This window comes from Polaromonas sp. YR568, assembly GCF_943371715.1.
Lineage (GTDB): Bacteria > Pseudomonadota > Gammaproteobacteria > Burkholderiales > Burkholderiaceae_C > Polaromonas.
In genome coordinates this window covers 59,944-77,822 of sequence record NZ_CALRVW010000002.1, presented here as the reverse complement: position 1 = coordinate 77,822, position 17,879 = coordinate 59,944, and the positions used below count along the sequence as shown (strand labels likewise).

The following is a 17,879-nucleotide window of genomic DNA, read 5'->3' as shown; positions in this document are numbered from 1 at the left end:
CGTCAGCCTCCATCGGGCTCATGCACCAGCAGGTCGCCGGGCTGGCAGTCGAGAAACTCGCAGATTTTCAGCAGCGTATCGAAACGCACGCCCTTGACCTTGCCCTGCTTCAGCAGTGACAGGTTGGCTTCGGTGATGCCGACGTAGGCGGCCAGGTCTTTGGACTTGGCCTTGCGCTGCGACAGCATCACGTCGAGTTTGACGACGATGGACACGAGAGAGCTGACTGACTAACTAGACGAACTGCGCGTTTTCTTCAGCGAGGGCCACGGCCTTGGCCATGACCGCAGAGATCTGCCACACCATGCCGGCAAACAGCAGCGTCAGCAGCTCATTGCTGCCCAGGCCCATGGCCAGCGCGCGCTGGCCCGCCGGTGCGCCCAGGGTCAACACCACGCTGATGGCCATGGAAACAAAAAAACCCGTCACCACCGAGGCAAAAACGCCCGCGGCGAAACCGCGCAGATAACGCACGTTGCGCAGGCTGAAATACTCGCTCTGGGAAAACCCCGAAAAACAGCGCATGGCACAAACCAGCCCGTAGGATGCGCAGCACACCGGCACCATGCCCAGCACCACGGCCAGAACGCGTTGCCACAGCTCCACGTCCAGCATGGCCACCTGCAGCGTCGACAGACTGACGCCTGAGCGAAGCAGCAAACCCTCGGTCGGCGTGGTCACCAACTGGTAGAGCACAGCCAGCGGCAAGGCCACCGCCAACAGGGCACAAACCCAGGCAAAGGCACTGTTCAGGCGTTGCACGTCAGGACGTGCCAGGGTGCTTGCGGCGAATGCATTTTTCATGGAGGACTCCCTAGGCTTGAGGCCTGCATTATCGCCTTAAATATCTGTTAAACAATAATTAATTACTGTAAAACATAAATTATTACGACATACAGCGCCATCTTTCAGCTCCAGGCCGCAGGGCCTGCCGACGGTTCGGCGAAGCGCGCACCATTTAGGGTAAATTGCCAGCACGCCCGCCGTCCGCCTTTTTTCCTGTTTTCCTGCCGTCCACCTTCACACCCGCCCCTATGCCCTCCAAACACCCTGCCCTCCAACCCCTGCGCGGCCTGCGCATCCTGAGCCTGGCGCTCAACCTGCCCGGCCCGGCCGCGTTGATGCGTTGCCGGCAGATGGGCGCGACCTGCATCAAGCTCGAGCCGCCCTCGGGCGACCCCATGGGCCTGTACAACAAACCGGCCTACGCGCAACTGCATGAAGGCGTGAAGGTGCTGACCGCCGACCTGAAAACCGAAGCCGGCCAGAAGACGCTGCACCGCGAGCTTGAAAAAACCGACGTGCTGCTGACCTCCTTTCGCCCGTCCGCCATTGAAAAGCTGGGCCTGGGCTGGAAAAAAATCCACACGCTGTACCCCGCGCTGTCGCATGTCGCCATCGTCGGTGCCCCCGGCGCGCGCGCCGAGGAACCCGGCCACGACCTGACCTACCTGGCTGACAACGGGCTGGTGCCCGGGCTGGAGCTGCCCGCTACGCTGTACGCCGACATGAGCGGCTCGCTGATGGCCAGCGAAGCCGTGCTGCAGGCGGCCCTGCAGCGGCTGGAGCCGTATGCCGGATCGGGTGACCCGCATCCGCGCGGGGCCTTCATCGAAGTGGCCCTGTCCGATGCCGCGGCCTACCTGGCGCTGCCGCGCCTATGGGGCCTGACGCAGCCCAGCGGTTCTGTCGGCGGCGCGCATGCCGGCTACAGGGTCTACCCCTGCCAGGACGGCCGTGTGGCGGTGGCCGCGCTGGAGCCGCATTTCGCCGCCGCCCTGTGTGCGGCCGCGGGTGTGGAAGCGGCAGACATCCGCGCCATGTTTGCACCCGCCACGCACGAAGCAATCGCGGCGTTCATGCGCACGCAAACCCGTGCGCAGCTGGACCAGCTGGCATCGGAAAAAGACATTCCGTTGCACACGCTGGTCGATTGATTCATCAACCGGGCAGTCCATGAGAAAACAGGGAACGGTCGCGCGCTGGGATGCAACACGCGGCTTTGGTTTCATCCGCAGCCCAGCGTCCGGTGCCGATGTTTTTTTCCACAAGCAGGACTTTCGGGGCGCACTTCCTCCGCGCGAAGGGCTGGCGGTGAGCTTCGAGGAAGTACACGTGGGCGGCAAGGGTCCACGCGCCGTGGCCGTGCAGACGACAGATCACAGCAGGCATACACCCGGGCAATCGTTGTCAGCATCTCGCGCACACCAGCCAGCTCCGCCAGCGGGTCGTCGCACGTCCACGGCCCATGGCAGGCCACCACAAAACCCGCGTCATTCGCGTGCACCCTCCCCATCGGTGCCCGCCGGCCCTCTCCTGCTGCTCTTGCTGACCTGGGGCGCACTGCTCGCATGGGGCGTGTGGGCAGGCCGGCTTCCGCTGCTGGTGCTGCCCGCTGCGCTGCTGTTGAACCTCGTGACCTTCTTCGTCTATTGGCTCGACAAATACGCAGCGCAACAGGGTCGCTGGCGCACGGCAGAAAACACGCTGCACCTGTTCAGCCTGCTGGGCAGCTGGCCAGGAGCCTGGTTCGCCCAGCAACTGCTGCGCCACAAATCCAGCAAGGCGTCGTTCCGCGCAAGCTACTGGGCAAGTGTGGCGGTCCACTTCATTGTTCTGGCAGCCTGGGTGGGTCACGAAACGCTCCAGCGTATGCTATTGAATATGTAGCTGCTTGCGCATGCCAGATAAGGGCTGGATGCCGATATGGTTTCATAAACCGGCGCAACACCGCCGGATACAGCCCTGCCCGGCGCCCGGGGCGTAGGATGGAGGCACCGCTTTGCCGCAGGCCACACCATGACCGAGTTCGAATTCAAGCTTGACATCCCGCCCGCCCGGCTCGCTGCGGTGGAAGCGGCGCTGCGCCGCGGCATGACGCGCACCCAGCGCCTGCGGGCGCGCTACTTCGACACGGCCGACCGCGCACTGGCGGCGCAGGGCGTGGTGCTGCGCCTGCGCAAGGAAGGACGGCAATGGGTGCAGACCGCCAAGGCCCCGGGCAGCCGGCCGCTGGAGCGGCTCGAACACAACGTCGCGCTCGGCAGCCGGACGGCTCCCCTGCCCGAGCTGTCGCGCCACGACGGCACGCCGGTCGGCGAGCGCATCCGCCAGGCCCTGAAAAAACACCAGTCCGATGCGGCGGCGCCCGAGCTGAGCCTCGTCTACGCGACCGACATGGTTCGCCTCACGCGCACCGTGCGGGCGCGCGGCGCGCTGGTCGAGCTGGCGCTGGACCAAGGCCACATCACCGCCGGCGACAGAAGCCTGCCGGTGCGCGAGCTGGAGCTCGAACTCAAGCAGGGCCCGGCCGCCGGCGCGGTGGCACTGGCCACCACCTGGTGCCTCCGGCATGGCCTGTGGCTCAGCAGCGTGAGCAAGTCCCAGAAAGGCGAGCGCCTGGCGCTCGCCCATGATTTCGGCGCGGCCGTGGGCGCCGAAGCGCTGCGCTTTCCCCGCCACGCCTCGGGCCGAGACGTGGCCGCCGCCGTGGTGGCCACCTGCCTGAACCAGGTGCTGGCCAATGCCAGCGACGTGGCCGCCGGCTGCATCGCGGTAGAAACCATTCACCAGCTGCGCGTGGGTCTGCGCCGCTTGCGCACCGCGCTGCAGGCTCTCGAGACCCTTGCCGGCGGCTGGGGCGATCCGGGCGAGGAATGGAAGGCCGTGCTGGCCGGCGTGTTTCGCGAACTGGGCCAGCACCGCGACCGCGACTACCTGCTCGGCAAACTGCAGGGCCAGATCGAAGCCGCAGGCGGTCCCCCGGTGGACTGGCAAGGCGCCTTGGGCGCGCTGCCCACGCCTGCCGAGGTGGTGCGCGCGCCGGCTTTCCAGCAGGCGCTGCTGGGCCTGATCGGTTTTGTGCATACGCCCGCTGATGAAGCCGTGTCTGCGCCCGACGATAAAGCGCCGAAAAAATTCCTGCGCCAACGCCTGGCACGCCTGCACAAGCAGGTGCTGGCGCGCGGCAGCCAGTTCACCGCCCTGCCCGAGGCCGAACAACACGCCCTGCGCAAGCGCGTCAAACGCCTGCGTTACCTGGCCGAGTTTGCGCAGCCCCTGTTCGCCAGACGCAAGGCCGCCGCCTACCTGGCAGCGCTCAAGCCGCTGCAGGACGCGCTGGGCATCTACCACGACGAAGTGGCGGCGCTGCAGGTCTGGCAAGGCCTGTCAGGCCACGACCCGCGCGCCCTGTTCGGCGCCGGCTGGCTCAGCGCACGCCGCGAGGTGCATGTGCAGGCCTGCCAGCAGGCCTGCGACTTGCTGGCCCGGCAGGCGAGGCCGTTCTGGGACTAGGCCCGTGTACATTCACGCAGAACAAACGACACGAGCTTTCGCAAAATGGGAGGAACACAAATGTTGCCGGTATGCGTACAGACGATTTACGTGCCCAAGCTGCAAGAGGCGCTTCGCTTCTATACGGACGCCCTCGGGTACGAAGTGAAGGCCACCTACGGCCCCTGCATCGTGCAGCTCAAGACCGGATCAGTGGCCCTGCTTCTGCAGGAGACTGAACCTGGGGAGCAGCCCTCCACCCCGACAACCGTTCTGGCATTCCAGACCGAAGATACACAGGCGTCAATGCGCAGCGTCGACGACGCGGGAGGCGAGCTGTTGCACAGCTCACCTCAGAAGTGCCCGGTCGGTGTATTCGTCAGGTTCAAAGACACGGCAGGCGTATTGCACGAGCTTCTCCAGTTCGAAAACGCCTGACAACTTCAATACGAACCACCAGGAGGTATCAGTGAAAAGAATTTTTCTTCTTGTGGCTTTGCTTGTCAGCGCTCATTCGTCATGGGCATTGACATTGAGCGAAGCAGCCGAGAACCTGCTGTACTTCGAATACGCAAAACAAAGCTCGGCGCACTGTGAGAGGCGCGGGACACCCAGCCAGCAAACGCTTGCAGCATGGGAGAAGAAAAATCATGGCCTTTATCGCAGGTCTATTGAAACCATACGCAGCGAAGCCAAAAGACGCGGCGCCAGTCCGGCAGAGCAGGACATGATTGTTTCTGAAAGCATCAAAATTCAGCAAACCCATGCTCAGGAAAACATTGCCAAAAAGGGCGTCCCATGCGCAAAGTTCGAGGCCTGGCTGAATGGATTCTCCACAATGCTAAAGCTATAAAAGAATCCACGCATGGCCTCGGCCCTTGATGCCAATGAAAATTACCAGGCTGTGATGCAGGCCCTCATTCGGAAGTACAGCAAAGAGCCTCGTTGAAAGAGGCATCACCCTGATCCATCGGGACGTGAGCCGAGCCACTAGCCTGAGCGCCGCAGCGCCAGCAGAACCATCGCCGCGCCCAGCAACAAGCCGCCTAAGCCCTGCCGCGCTGTGAGTGGTTCGGCAAACAGGCAGGCGGCCGCCAGCGCTGCGACGAGCGGTTCAATCAAGGTGCCCAGGACGGCAGCCGTCGGTGACAACCGACGCGCGCCCCAGGCAAAGGCCAGGTAAGCGACTGACGTAGTGGCCACGCCGGTGTAAGCCACCTGCAGCCAGGCCGTGCCGTCGCGCGGCCAGGTGATGCCCTGCGCGCCGGCCAGCACAAGCATCAGCAGCGCGGCCACCGCCATGCCCCAGGCCGAGGCACTGACGGCCGGCACATGCGCCGGCATGCGCGCATTGCCCAGCACCACCAGCGAGTACAAGGCGGCCGAGGCAAACGACCATGCCAGGCCCGCCGCGTAGTTGCGCGGCAAGACCAAGGCTTCCTCCGGCACAACGATCAAGGCCACACCCACGAGCGCCAGCACCAGCGCCGCCAGCAGTTGCCCACTAGCCCGCTCATACCCGCGCAATACCGACAGCAGCGCCACCATCACCGGCGCGCAGCAGATCGAAATCACCGTCGGCAAGGCCGCGCCGATGTAGCTGACGCCCATGAACCAGCAGGTCACGTTCATCGCCATCGCCAGGCCGGTGACAACAATCAGCGCCCTCTCCCGCCACGGCAAATGCCGCCATTGACCGGCGGCCGGCGTGGCAGCCACCTGCCGCCAATGCCACCACCACAACAGCGGCAAACCCAGCGCAAACCGCGCCAAAGACAGGCTGAACGGCGACATGCCGCCGCCCTCCATCACCGACTGGGCGACCAGCGCGCCCACACCCCACAAGACGCCTGCAAGCAGGACGCCACCCCAGGCCAAAGCGGCCGATGTTCGGGAATTCATGAAAAAAGATCTCCATCCGTGCGCCTGCTGCCAGGCTGTTTGCAGCCAGAGGAAAGAAGAGAAAGGCAGGCAGGCGCGTCAACTCATGGCCACGCGCTGTTGTTCATTGAGCAGAACAAGCGCGGCCGCATGCGCGACCCGGCGGGAGACCGGGTGCAGTGCGAGTCAGGCGGAAGGGGGAGAGAGTTGGAGATGCATAGACAAAATGATAACCAAGTCTCATCCAATCTCCTCCAAATTGAGGATGCGAAGTGTGAACTACTCTGATAAACACTGCCTACAACTTCTAGGAAACCCTATGCAGGAACTAACTTGGTGGCAAAAAGGTGTCATAGGTGCTATTGGGGGACTAGCCCTCGCATTGCTAAAGCTAATTGACGCCAGATTTTTTCTGTTCGGCGTGGCACAGGTTGAGGCATACGCCGGTTACCTCACATACTTCTGCTATATGTTGCTTGGCAGCGTGGCGGCAGTGTTTCTAGCCGATCATGAACTATCGCCCGCAAAGGTGCGGCGCAGTGCTTTCATTTTGGGCTTGCTGGCCCCTTCGGTCCTGCTGGCAATCGCAAATCAGCCGGTCAAGAGCATTGATACCGAGCAACGTAGGTCCGCGAACATCCCTTCACTTGGATGGCTGCCATTGCCAGCAGCCAACGCACAGCTTGTTATTCCACCTCAAAACGCACCAAGCAATTTGAACACCAATCTCAAGGTCGAAGTTTTGTCGGCCGCCTCGTTAAAACCGTCATTCGCAAACGCCCTTGCCGCTGCTGTTGGCCGAGGAGAGCTCAATGAGCCGTATGCGTATGTCATTGGAAGTACTGCGAGCAAAGAAAAGGCACTGAATACAGTCTGAAAAATGCAGAAAATTCTCTCTACCAGTACAACCAAGGACTTTCAACCCAGAGTAGTACAAGTGGAAGGAAAACCTGGCTACTACGTTTTGTTGGGCGATCTCGGCTCAAAGCAGGATCTCGGTAATCTGCGAATCGACGCGACATCAGCAGCCATTAAGGCTATCGGCACATCTTCAGACGTAGGATCGATATCACTCGCTGAACGAAAGAACCTGGCGGACCTTTTGGTAAATGCCCCCGTGTTGCCAGCAAGCAATTTGTCAGGGTTATCGAAGTGAGCGAAGTGAGCGTCACAGAGAGCCAACATCATTTCTACTCTCGCTCTCGTCAAGCCGCTGACGAAGCGGAGGATTGCGATTCGCTAACCTCGCGATTTACTCTCGATACCTCGACAAGGATCTGCTGGGCACGTGACACCTCTGCCAGGTCTGTAGTTCCTCCATCAAGCATCCGCTTGAGTTCTTCTAGCAAGCTATTTTCCAGCTGATCGAGAAGGTAGTAGGCTGCAGTTGGTCCATGCTTTTCAATGTATTCGGTGCAATGTGGAAGAGCTGCCGTGATTAAACTTATCAAGCTCTTACTATCCATAAATCTCGTGGGATCAATCCCGATCTGGAGTATTTTTATAAGAGCTACTGCATACATGAGAATTGCTTGATATGCTGCGAAGTACGCCCACGCGACTGGCGTAATAAAGGGCCTTGCCCGTTGTGCTAGCTTTCCCGCCGCCGAGTATTTAGCTTCATCGATCTTGAACACGGCGAAAATCTCTTTGACCTTAGGATTCCGCTCAATTTCCTTTCCGATGGCTTCCAGCTTAAGTATTGACACTGATCCAGCAGTAGCCTTAGCAAAGCTCAAGTCGTAGACGGCGTCCCATAACTGATCAACTGCTTCAAGCCTACGTTTGTCAATCGCTACGAGTCTGCTCAATCGACTCTGCATAGCACCACTTTGTAAGGCCAGTATTTCGGCTTCCTTTCTTTGCAAATCAGCTTTAAGAGAATCTTCGCTAATCCGAAGACGACTATTAAGTCCCGCTAACTTGGCGTCAAACTCGTTCTGAACAGATTTGGCAAGGCGTGTAGTAATTAGATTCCGCGCTAGAAAAAGCACTACGCCAATCAGTGCTGATGTAGTGACGGTAGAGAGGAGTATTTCTAGAGGGTTCATTTTTGGATATTGCCAGAGATAGCGCCCTACGGCCATCCCAAGCTGTTTGAGGATGTCATTCAAAAAAAGGAGCCGCCTTGTCTCGTAAATTTTTTTGATCTACTCGTCACATATTTTTGACGAGCGATTCCTCATCTCTAGCAGCCATCTTCAAAAACTCAAACAACCTCCCAGCCGGCTGCGCCTCCACCAGATCCATCGGCGCACACAACACCAGCGATCGCTTGGCCCACCCATCCGATAGGGGACGCACAGTGAGCCACCCGTTCCCACTACCTCGCCCCAACACAGCAGCAGGCACCACCGCCGCACCAACCCCCTGCTCCACCAACGTGCACATCGCGTCAAAGCTGCCCAGGTTGGCGCGAACACGCATGGGCTTGCCCAGCTGTGCCGCTTGCAGGCTCAGGTAGGTGTGCAAGGCGCTGGAAGCGCTGTAGCCCACCAGCTCAAGATCGAGCACCTGCTCGAACGCCACCGAGCGGCTGCGCGCCAGTACGTGCCCGCGCGGCAGCACCAGCACCAGCGGGTCTTTGCAGAAAAAAGCTGTCTGCAGGCCGGCCATGTCTTCCGCATCGGACGCAATGCCGATGTCGGTGGCGCCCTGCCTCACCGCCTGCACGGTGAGGGGGCTGGCGCTTTCCTCCACCACGGTGTCGATGGACGGGTGCTTGCGCAGGAAGGCCGCCAGCAGCGGCGGCAGGTGCTGCACCAGCGCCGAGGTGTTGCACATGAGGTGGATTTTTCCGAGGGCACCGCGGCCATGCAGGGCCAGCTCGCCGCGCAGTTGGGCCATCTGACCGAGCACGGCGTGGGCGTGGCGCAGCAGCGCTTCGCCGGCCGCCGTGGGCCGCACGCCGCGTGAGTGGCGCAGCAGCAGGGCCACACCGGCCTGCTCTTCCATGCCGCGCAGGCGTGCGCTGGCGGCGGCCAGCGTCAGGTGCGAGCGCCCGGCGGCGGCCGTCATGCTGCCGGCCTCGCAGGCATGCACAAAAAGCTGAAGGTCGGTCCAGTCAAAACGCATTGAGGTCACCGGTGGCTACACACAGCGCTGAGCCTACCTCAAGCAAAGACAGATGGTCAGGGCGATGGCACGGGGCCACACTGCAAGGCCGCATTCCCCAGGAGCATCCATGTTTGTCCCCGACGTCCACGAGTTCATGCTGGTGAGTTTTGTCTTTCTCGCGGCGGGCGGCGTCAAGGGCGTGCTGGGCATGGGCCTGCCGACGGTGGCCATGGGTCTGCTGGGGCTGATGATGCCGGTGGCGGAAGGCGCCGCCCTGCTCGTGCTGCCTGCGCTGGTGACCAACCTGTGGCAGATGTCGCGCGGCGGGCACCTGCGGGCGCTGCTCAGGCGGCTGTGGCCCATGATGGCGGGCGTCTGCCTGGGCGTCTGGCTGGGGCGCGGCTGGATGGCCACACCGGGCGGGCACGCGATGCTCTGGTTGGGCCTGAGCCTGGTCGCCTATGCGCTGGCCATGCTGGCGGGCTGGCGCCTGCCGCCTCCCAGGCCGAAGCGGGAAGCGGGCCTGTCCGGCCTCATTGGCACGCTGACCGGCCTGCTGACGGCGGCGACCGGGGTGTTTGTGCTGCCGGCCGTGCCCTGGCTGCAGGCGCTGGGGCTGAAGAAGGACGAGATGGCCCAGGCGCTGGGCCTGTCATTCACGGTCTCCACGCTCGCGCTGGCCGTCACGCTGGCGGGCAGCCGCCACCTGAATGCCGACTCGGCGGCACAGTCACTGCTGATGCTGCTGCCTGCGATGCTGGGCATGTGGCTGGGCCAGGCCCTGCGCGACGAACTGAGCCAGAACGGCTTCCGTGCTTGCTTCCTGGGCGGGTTGCTGGTGCTGGGCGGCTGGCTGGTGTGGCAGGGCTGGTGACGCCAAAATGCTCTTTATTTGATAGCTACCTGCGCCCGCTGCATAAGGGCTGGAGGCCATTTTGACTCATAACAAAACCGATGAGGGTCGAACTCGGCGGTGCGCACGGCTCAGCGGCCTTGACCGGCCAACTGCGCCTTGAGCGCCGCATTTTCCGCCATCAGTTCGCTGATGGTCTGCCGCAGCCGTGCGATCACGCCTTCGGGTGACTCGGGTTCGGTGCGGGCCACGGCGCGGGTTTCGCGCACCTGGCGGGCGGCCTGCTGCAGCTCCTTGCGGCCACCGGCGGCGGCGGCCACTTGCGCTTCGACCGGCAGCGTGGCCACGCTGGCAGCAGCGTTGATGGAGATCGTGCCGGACTTCACCGCGGCCATCAGCTCCGGCGCGGCCGACTTCTGGATCTTCTCGATCTGGCTGATGGTGTTGCTGCTGATGCGCGCGGCCTTGGCCACCGCGTCGCGCGTCAGCAGCGGTTCGGGTGCCGGGGTCGGCGTGTCAGTGGCCTGGCCTGCTGCAGGAGAAGCTTCCGCCGTGGTGTGCGCGCGTGCCGCCAGGATGTCCTTTTTGCGCAGGGCCAGCACGCCGCGCTGGAAGTCAGACACGCTGCGCCGTCCCAGGTGCTGGTCGATCATCCACAGGTGCACGTCGTCCATGGATTTGAAACGGCTGTTCTGCACCGTATGGAACGGGATCCCGTGCCGGGTGCAGATGCTGTGGCGGTTGTGGCCGTCCACCAGCACATCGCCCCACAGCACCAGCGCGTCGCGGCAGCCTTCGGCCAGCAGGCTGCGCTCGAGGGCCTCGCGTTCGTCGGTGGTCAGCGGGTCGATGTAGGCAAGCAGTTCTGGGTTGACCGTGATGTTCATGGTGAGTTCGTCAGGGATGGCTGTGGAAAAAACGTCGCCAGCCCTCCCGGCAGGGAGGCTGGGCTATCAAAAAATAAGGGGAAGTCACGCGGTGGGAGCAAGGTGCGGCCTGATGCATGACGGTCGGCGGGGGCAGAAAGCAGGAGATGCCGGGCAAGATCATAACGAGGACCAGCCGAAGTCCGGACTCCCCCGCCGGAGGGGGACGGCCCCAAAAACGCCAAACCGGCGCTTTTCCTGACACGCTTTTGCGTGCGAAGGCGCTGCACAACCGCGGCTACGCTGGATAATCGAATTCCCGACACGGAGAGAGAACCCCTTGTTTTCAATGCGTCAAGACCGCTGGATCTGCCTGATAGGCGGGATCATCCTTCTGGCGGCGAATCTGGCAGCAGGTTTCGCCGTGTATGCCGTCATGGAGCGACAGACAGAATCTGTTCTCAGCCGCGGCCTGCAGGCAGCACTGCAAAGCAATGCCCGCCTGTTTGAAAGCCAGACCAACCAGGCCCTGACCGACGCGCATACCGTGGCGACGCGTCCTTTCCTGGTGCAGACCCTGCAAGTGCTTGGGTCCACGCCGGACGACGCCGCGGCAACGCTGGCGATGCAGCGGGCTGCCACCTCGTTTCTGCCCACCGGCTTCAATGGCCTGTCCTTTCATGACGCGGGGGGCCGTGAAGTGGCCCGCGCAGGCAGTTTTTCGCGCAGTGGCGAGCAACACGTCCTGCTGAGCCAGAAGGACCGCGCTTTCCTGCTGTGGAACGGCAAATTCATTGTCCAGACGCACCTGGACATTCTCGACGCCCAAGGCCTTCGCGTGGGCGAGGTCAGGACGGAGACTTCCCTGCCCTTGCTGACCCGGGTCTTTGGCGATGTGGCCGCCATCGGCCAGAGTGCCGAGTTCGCGATCTGCGCGCCGCTGAACGACGGTGGCAAGGACATGGATTGTTTTCTGGGGCGCTTGTCCGGTACGGAGTTCAAACGCATTGCGCGCATCGTCGAGGGCAAAGCCCTGCCCATGAACCACGCCCTGCTCGGCAAGACCGGCATCATCGTCGCCCGGGACTACCGGCGCGAACAGGTGGTGGCATCCTACGCGCCGATTGCGCCTTTCGGTTTCGGGATGGTTCTCAAAATCGACCAGAAGGAGCTGTACGCCCCCATCTTCTCGCAGCTCAAGTACATCCTGCCCCTGCTGGCAGCGTTGGCGATTGTTGGCATGCTGCTGCTCAACGTTCTGGTGGCGCCGCTGGTGCGCAAACTGGTTGGCTCGGAAAAAGCCGCGCGGGATGCCAATGCCCTGCTGCGCAACAGCGAAACGCAGTTGCGCGATATCACCGACACCTTGCCGGCCCTGCTTGCCTACGTCGATGCGGAGCAGCGCTTCCGCTTTCATAACCGGGCCTACGAAGAGGCGCTGGGGCTGCCCTCGGAGCAGATCGAGGGGAAACACCTGCGCGAAGTCCTGGGCGAGAAAATCTATCAAGCCACGATCCCGCAGATTGAACAGGTCATGGCGGGTTACCCGGTGGTGTACGAACGCACCCGGAACAACCCGCGCGGCGACCCGCGTGACTACGTCGTCAACTACTTCCCGCGGTATGGTGAAGGTGATGACGAGGGCCGGGTCATCGGCTTTTATTCGCTGGCCACCGACGTCACCGAGCTCAAACGCCTGGACCGCATCAAGAGCGAGTTCGTCTCCACCGTGAGCCACGAGTTGCGCACACCGCTAACCTCCATCCGCGGCTCGCTGGGCCTGATCGCCGGCGGTGTGGCCGGCCAGCTGCCTGACGCCGTCAAGTTGCTGGTGGAGATTGCCAAGAACAACTGCGAGCGCCTGATACGCCTGATCAACGACATCCTGGACATCGAGAAGATCGAATCCGGCAAGATGCAGCTCGATCTGCAGGAGCTGGCGATCAAACCCCTGCTGGCGCAGGCGCTGGCCGCCAACGAGGGTTTTGGTGCCGCGAAAAACGTGCACCTGAAGCTGTTCTGCACCGACGAGACCCTGCACGTCCGCGCGGACAGCGACCGCCTGACCCAGGTCGTGACCAACCTGTTGTCCAATGCCATGAAATTTTCACCCCCCGGTGGCACGGTGGAAGTGCATGTGTTGCGTGCCGGCCAGGGCGTGCGGGTGGAAGTACGCGACCGCGGCCCCGGCATTCCGGATGAGTTTCGCAAGCGCATCTTCCAGAAGTTCTCGCAGGCCGATTCGTCCGACACGCGCCAGAACAGCGGCACCGGGCTGGGCCTGAATATTTCGAGAGCCATTATCGAACGCCTGGGCGGCACCATGGGGTTCGAAAGTGAAGCCGGGGCCGGCACCACCTTCTTCTTCGAGCTGCCGCAATCGCAATGGGTGCAACCGGCCGACCAGCCCGTGGCAACGCTGGCCGCCAACCCGCCGGCCAGCACCCGCCCGCGCATCCTCGTGTGTGAAGACGACCGCGACATTGCCCACCTGATCGGCCTGATGCTGGAAAAAGGCGGTTTTGACGTGGACCGGGCCTACACCGCCGCCATGGCACTGGATCTGCTGGAAAAAAACAGCTACGCCGCGATGACGGTGGACCTGGAGCTGCCCGACCAGGACGGCGTCACTCTGGTCCTCACCTTGCGCCGTCAGGAACACACGCGTGATCTGCCCATCGTTGTGGTCTCGGCCTCGGCCAACGAAGAACGCATCGAATGCAACAGCCTGCCGCTGAACGTCTCGGACTGGCTGGACAAGCCGATCGACGAGAACCAGCTGGTGCTCGCCCTTCGCCACGCCATCGGCAGCATGGCCGAAGGCAAACCGCGCATCCTGCATGTCGAGGACGACTTCGACATGCAGCGCATCACGGCCGCCATTGCCCAAGACTTCGCCGTCTTCGAGTTTGCGGCCTCGCCCGAGGAAGCGCGTGTCCGGCTGCGGCAGCAGCGCTTCGATTTGGTGCTGCTGGACCTGGACTTGCGTGGTGCGTCGGGCTGGGAGGTGCTGGCCGACGTCGAGGCGCTGGACCAGCCACCGCCGGTGGTGGTGTTCTCGGCCACGGCGCTGAGCCGTGCCGAGGCCGCGCGCTTTGCTGCGGTGCTGGTCAAAGCCCAGACCCCGAACGCCGAGGTGCTGCAGACCCTGAAGCGCGTGCTCGCCGGGACGCATCCCGCCGGCGCGGCGCCGGCCTGAGCAAACGGTCTGCCGCCGGGGCCTGTCAGAAACTCCTGAACTCCTGAATTGATAGCTGCCAGCGCACGCCAAACAAGGGCGGGAAGCAGTTTTTTCTTGTAGGCCGAAGCTCAGCCGGGGAAGCTCAGCCCTGCCCCAGCAACATGCCGATCTGCTGGTCCTTGCGCTCCCACAGGTCGCCGAGCCACTGCTGGAAGGACATGCGAAAAACCGGATCGGCGGCGTAGTCGCCCTCGCTGAACTCGGGAGGAATCGGCAGTTGCTGCGCGCGCACGATGATCTTCGGTGCCTGGCCGCAGAGAAACTGCCAGAACGACGGCGCACCGGCCGGGTAAACGATGGTCACGTCGATCAGCGAGTGGAATTTTTCACCCATGGCGTTGACCGCCAGCGCGAGCGCGCCGGCCTTGGGCTTGAGCAGGTGCCGGTAAGGCGAAGCCTGCGACGCGTGTTTGGCGGGCGTGAAACGGGTGCCCTCGGCGAAGTTCATCACGCTGGTGGGCACCAGCGCGAACTTCTCGCAGGCGCGTTTGGTGGCTTCACGGTCCTGCAGGCGCCGCTCGGGGTGTTTGCGCAGGTCGGCCTTGGTGTGGCGCTTCATGAAGGGAAAGTCCAGCGCCCACCACGCCAAGCCGATGACCGGCACCCAGATCAGCTGCTGCTTGAGGAAAAACTTCAGCATGGGAATGCGCCGGTTCAGCACATGCTGCAGCACAAAGATGTCGACCCAGGACTGGTGGTTGGCATTGACGAGGTACCAGCCCTCGTAACGCAGCGCGTCCACGCCGGCCACGTCCCACTGGGTACGCTGGGTCAGCCGCATCCAGCCGCTGTTGCAGGCGATCCAGGCAGTGGCAATCGCGTTGAGCAGCGGGTCGATGCGCACACGCACCGCCTTGAAAGGCAGCACCAGCTTGACCAGCGATGCCGCAAACAGCAGCGTGCACCAGAACAGCGTGTTGATGACCAGCAGAATCAGCGCAATCACGCCACGAAGAAAGGAAGGCAGAAGTCCGAGCATGGTCAGTTCAAAACTTGAATTCTCGCCTGCACCGGCCGGCCCGGGCTTGTGGAAGGTCAAAGGCAGCGTAGTGGCGGGCGGATGGAATGACGATTCGCTCCTGTTTTAATAGCTGCTGGCGCCCGTCAGATAAGGGCTGAAGGCTGATTTCATTCAAAAGTATGCAAACCCCTTGCCGCCCTGCCTTCGCGCGTCATCCCGGGCCTGACCCGGGATCCATGCTGCGAGAACCTGCTGGCGAGGGCGTCGCGCATGGATTGCGGATCAAGTCCGCAACGACATCCATGCCCTACCAGGGAGCGCATCGCACGTAGCGACCTTCCCTCCGGTCCTGTCAATCGCTGGTTTCACCGGTCAGGTTCTGCTGAAAACCAAACGCGTTGTGATGGGTCACCGCCACCTGCTTGCCGGTGAACTTCAGGACGTAGCGCACGGTCTCTGCCTCTTCGGGCTGGCGCACCACCACCGTCAGGGTGTCGGGGCCGGTCCAGCTGGCCTTGCTGACCAAGGCGGCACCGTCGGTGGCGTCGGCCGGCGCGAACTGGCCGTTCAGCCCGAGCGGCAGCGACACTTTTTTCGTGTCACTGCTGCCGCGTGCCACAAAGCTGACGATCTCGTACGACGGCGCTGCGCCCAGGTGCAGCGTGAACTCCCTGACGCCCAGGTTGTTGGGCGCCAGGCGGTAGGTCTTGCCTGAAATGCCTTGGGCCAGGGCCGGCGCGGCTGCGGCGAGCGGCTTTTCGCGGGCCACCGCCTCGACGCGCTCTGCCAGCAAGGCGCTGCCGGCCGGGTTGGCGGCCAGCGCCTGCCCGGACTTCACCGCCCGCTCGACGAGATCGAGCATCTGGTCGATCGGGTAGTTTTTGCGTCCGGTCAAGGCGACAACCACCCCAGTCTGCGGCAGCACCAGAATGATCTGCCGGTGGTAGCCCACCGCCATGTAGGCCTTGCGCGCGGGAAGGGTCCACCACTGGTCGCCGTAACGCAGGTCGGTGGTGGCGGAAAGCATCATCGGCACCTTGGCCTGGTAGACCCGGTCCACCCAGCTGCGCGGGAGAATTTGTTTTCCCTCCCATTCGCCGCCACGCAGGTACAGGTAACCGATCTTGGCCATGTCGCGCGTCTGCAGGTACAAACCAAACCCTCCGGTGGCGATGCCTTGCGGGTCTTTGCGCCACTGCTCGCCGGAAATGCCCAGCGGCCGGAACAGCTGCTGCGCCGCAAAATCAGGCACGGCCATGCCGGTCTGGCGCGCCAGGATGGCGCTCAGCAGCTGCGAGTTGCCGCTGCTGTAATTGAAGGCCGTGCCCGGCGCCTGCGCCATCGGCCGGTCCAGCACAAACTGCACCCAGTTCGGGCTGCGCAGCATCTCGAACAACGAATCAGGCCGCTGGTCCGTCAGCGGCTCCTTCCAGTCCAGGCCGGAGGTCATGTCGAGCAGGTGTTGCACGGTCATCGCCTTTTTCAGGTCGTCCACGTTCGCGATGGAGCGGTCTGCAAAAAATTCCAGCACCGGGCGGTCGGTGCCGGCCAGCTTGCCCTGCTGGATGGCGATGCCCGTCAGCGTTGCCACCACACCTTTGGTGGCCGAATTGAGCTTGTGCCGCATGCCCGGCTTGAAAGGCGCGTAATAGGCCTCGGCCACAAGGCGACCATGCCGCGTGACCACCAGGCTGTCCATCTCGTTGGCTGCACCAAAGTCCACCAGCGCCGCCAGCGCCGCCGAGTCCATGCCCTGCTCTTCCGGTGTGGCCATGGCCCACTGCTGCGTGGGCCATAGCCCCGCCTGGGTTTGCGCGGCCAGTGGCATGCAGAGCAAGGTGGCGGCAATGAAGGCAAGCGAGCGTCCAGCTAACGGTTGCATGTTCTCTCCTCTGTGGGTGGTGCGTCGTATCGTAGCCGAGCTCATCCCCGGACTGACGTCGACCGCCACGCCCCGGGAGCATGCCCTTCCGACGGATGGCCAGCTGGCACTTCAAGGCACGCGGGCGCGCAGTTCCTGCAAGGTTCCCACGATCAGCCGCAGCCCGAAGGCGCCCACCACAGCCCCCGAAACCTTGGTCAGGCGGGCGAAGTTGCGCAAGTAAGCGCGCTGGACGGCCTTTTGCGAAAAGGCCACGGCGAGGCTGGTGTGCCAGACGACGGAGTTGAAATAGACAAGGGCGACCGCGCTGGCGACATGCACCCAGGACGGCGACGGCGGCAACGCCGTGGCGAACACGCTTCCATAAAACAGCGCGATTTTCGGATTGAGTGCACTGGTCATGAAGCCCACGCGAAACGCCGCGCTGTTGCTCATGGTGCCCTGCGGCACCGAAGCCGCCGAAGTGCCCGAACGCCAGAGATTGAAGGCCAGGTACAGCAGGTACAAGCCACCCGCGATCTGCGCCGCCTGGCGCAACATGGGCTGGGTGGAGAACACGACACCAATGCCCAAAACCGCCAGCGAAGCCCATGCGAGTGTGGCGGTGGTCATTCCCGCAACGGCTGCAAGCGCCGTCGCGCGACCTTGACCGCCAGCGAGCTGAGCGAGCAAAACGACGTTGAACCCGGGCACCAGAAGAACGGCCCAGTGGAGTAGCGCGATGGCAAGGAGGGAGGAAAGCATCTGTATACCCTAACGTTGACGTTGCCCGACATGCAACACTAGCCGCGAAGCGGCGTACCGCTCTTGCATGTCCATACCAAGCAAGCAGTTAAACCGGTCGTTCGAAGGCGTGAGGGCGC

The 17,879-nt window shown here is 62.9% G+C and carries 18 protein-coding genes and 1 pseudogene; 10 read left to right on the top strand and 9 right to left on the bottom strand.

Translation table 11 applies throughout. The features are described from left to right. Window positions 1-2: 2 nt before the first annotated feature. Together AAG813_RS01820 and AAG813_RS01815 are read right to left on the bottom strand one after the other, a co-directional pair. The gene (locus AAG813_RS01820) at window positions 3-215 is read right to left on the bottom strand and encodes a helix-turn-helix transcriptional regulator (protein ID WP_341911229.1); all 213 of its coding nucleotides are present in this window, start codon (window positions 213-215) and stop codon (window positions 3-5) included. Window positions 216-234: 19 nt separating this feature from the next. After that, window positions 235-804: a DUF2975 domain-containing protein gene (locus AAG813_RS01815; protein ID WP_341911226.1), complete on the bottom strand. Its 570-nt coding sequence runs from the start codon at window positions 802-804 to the stop codon at window positions 235-237. Between the two features lie 230 nt (window positions 805-1,034). Between AAG813_RS01815 and AAG813_RS01810 the strand changes: the two genes are divergently transcribed. The 6 genes and pseudogenes from AAG813_RS01810 to AAG813_RS01785 all read left to right on the top strand — a co-directional run bounded on the left by AAG813_RS01810 (window position 1,035) and on the right by AAG813_RS01785 (window position 5,128). After that, a complete protein-coding gene (locus AAG813_RS01810) occupies window positions 1,035-1,937 on the top strand; it encodes a CoA transferase (protein WP_341911224.1) in 903 nt (300 codons plus the stop codon). Between the two features lie 19 nt (window positions 1,938-1,956). Next, window positions 1,957-2,142 (top strand): annotated as a pseudogene (locus tag AAG813_RS01805) (cold shock domain-containing protein); the annotation flags it as partial. A 156-nt stretch (window positions 2,143-2,298) separates the two neighbouring features. Then, the gene (locus tag AAG813_RS01800; protein ID WP_341911603.1) at window positions 2,299-2,670 is read left to right on the top strand and encodes a DUF1294 domain-containing protein; all 372 of its coding nucleotides are present in this window, start codon (window positions 2,299-2,301) and stop codon (window positions 2,668-2,670) included. Window positions 2,671-2,799: 129 nt separating this feature from the next. Continuing rightward, on the top strand, window positions 2,800-4,296 hold the full coding sequence (locus AAG813_RS01795) for a CHAD domain-containing protein (protein WP_341911222.1): 1,497 nt from the start codon (window positions 2,800-2,802) through the stop codon (window positions 4,294-4,296). Between the two features lie 90 nt (window positions 4,297-4,386). Further along, a complete protein-coding gene (locus AAG813_RS01790; protein WP_341911220.1) occupies window positions 4,387-4,713 on the top strand; it encodes a VOC family protein in 327 nt (108 codons plus the stop codon). 31 nt (window positions 4,714-4,744) lie between these two features. Further along, entirely contained in the window at window positions 4,745-5,128 is a 384-nt protein-coding gene (locus tag AAG813_RS01785; protein ID WP_341911218.1) for a hypothetical protein, read from the top strand. Window positions 5,129-5,265: 137 nt separating this feature from the next. Here the strand turns inward: AAG813_RS01785 and AAG813_RS01780 are convergent, their stop codons facing one another. Beyond that, the gene (locus tag AAG813_RS01780) at window positions 5,266-6,177 is read right to left on the bottom strand and encodes a DMT family transporter (RefSeq protein ID WP_341911216.1); all 912 of its coding nucleotides are present in this window, start codon (window positions 6,175-6,177) and stop codon (window positions 5,266-5,268) included. A 298-nt stretch (window positions 6,178-6,475) separates the two neighbouring features. Between AAG813_RS01780 and AAG813_RS01775 the strand changes: the two genes are divergently transcribed. Together AAG813_RS01775 and AAG813_RS01770 are read left to right on the top strand one after the other, a co-directional pair. Beyond that, window positions 6,476-7,033 carry a hypothetical protein gene (locus AAG813_RS01775; protein ID WP_341911214.1) on the top strand — a complete coding sequence of 186 codons (558 nt, stop codon included), beginning with the start codon at window positions 6,476-6,478 and terminating at the stop codon, window positions 7,031-7,033. Window positions 7,034-7,036: 3 nt separating this feature from the next. Further along, on the top strand, window positions 7,037-7,312 hold the full coding sequence (locus tag AAG813_RS01770; RefSeq protein ID WP_341911212.1) for a hypothetical protein: 276 nt from the start codon (window positions 7,037-7,039) through the stop codon (window positions 7,310-7,312). A 49-nt stretch (window positions 7,313-7,361) separates the two neighbouring features. On the opposite strand, the gene AAG813_RS01765 is transcribed toward AAG813_RS01770, so the two are convergent. Together AAG813_RS01765 and AAG813_RS01760 are read right to left on the bottom strand one after the other, a co-directional pair. After that, complete coding sequence (locus AAG813_RS01765) at window positions 7,362-8,270, bottom strand: hypothetical protein (RefSeq protein ID WP_341911210.1); 909 nt, start codon at window positions 8,268-8,270, stop codon at window positions 7,362-7,364. A 43-nt stretch (window positions 8,271-8,313) separates the two neighbouring features. Beyond that, complete coding sequence (locus AAG813_RS01760) at window positions 8,314-9,231, bottom strand: LysR family transcriptional regulator (protein WP_341911208.1); 918 nt, start codon at window positions 9,229-9,231, stop codon at window positions 8,314-8,316. A 109-nt stretch (window positions 9,232-9,340) separates the two neighbouring features. On the opposite strand from AAG813_RS01760, the gene AAG813_RS01755 reads away from it, so the two are divergent. Then, complete coding sequence (locus AAG813_RS01755; protein WP_341911206.1) at window positions 9,341-10,087, top strand: sulfite exporter TauE/SafE family protein; 747 nt, start codon at window positions 9,341-9,343, stop codon at window positions 10,085-10,087. Between the two features lie 110 nt (window positions 10,088-10,197). Here AAG813_RS01755 and AAG813_RS01750 read toward each other — a convergent pair whose 3' ends face one another. Next, a complete protein-coding gene (locus AAG813_RS01750; RefSeq protein ID WP_341911204.1) occupies window positions 10,198-10,953 on the bottom strand; it encodes a hypothetical protein in 756 nt (251 codons plus the stop codon). A 328-nt stretch (window positions 10,954-11,281) separates the two neighbouring features. On the opposite strand from AAG813_RS01750, the gene AAG813_RS01745 reads away from it, so the two are divergent. Continuing rightward, window positions 11,282-14,131, top strand: coding sequence for an ATP-binding protein (locus AAG813_RS01745; RefSeq protein WP_341911601.1), 2,850 nt, complete (start codon window positions 11,282-11,284; stop codon window positions 14,129-14,131). Between the two features lie 124 nt (window positions 14,132-14,255). Here AAG813_RS01745 and AAG813_RS01740 read toward each other — a convergent pair whose 3' ends face one another. The 3 genes from AAG813_RS01740 to AAG813_RS01730 form a co-directional block, all read right to left on the bottom strand. Beyond that, window positions 14,256-15,152: an acyltransferase gene (locus AAG813_RS01740; RefSeq protein ID WP_341911202.1), complete on the bottom strand. Its 897-nt coding sequence runs from the start codon at window positions 15,150-15,152 to the stop codon at window positions 14,256-14,258. Window positions 15,153-15,486: 334 nt separating this feature from the next. After that, window positions 15,487-17,016 (bottom strand): serine hydrolase, encoded by a 1,530-nt coding sequence (locus tag AAG813_RS01735; protein ID WP_341911200.1) that lies wholly within the window; start codon window positions 17,014-17,016, stop codon window positions 15,487-15,489. A 111-nt stretch (window positions 17,017-17,127) separates the two neighbouring features. Continuing rightward, window positions 17,128-17,760, bottom strand: coding sequence for a LysE family transporter (locus AAG813_RS01730; RefSeq protein ID WP_341911198.1), 633 nt, complete (start codon window positions 17,758-17,760; stop codon window positions 17,128-17,130). Window positions 17,761-17,879 lie beyond the last annotated feature (119 nt).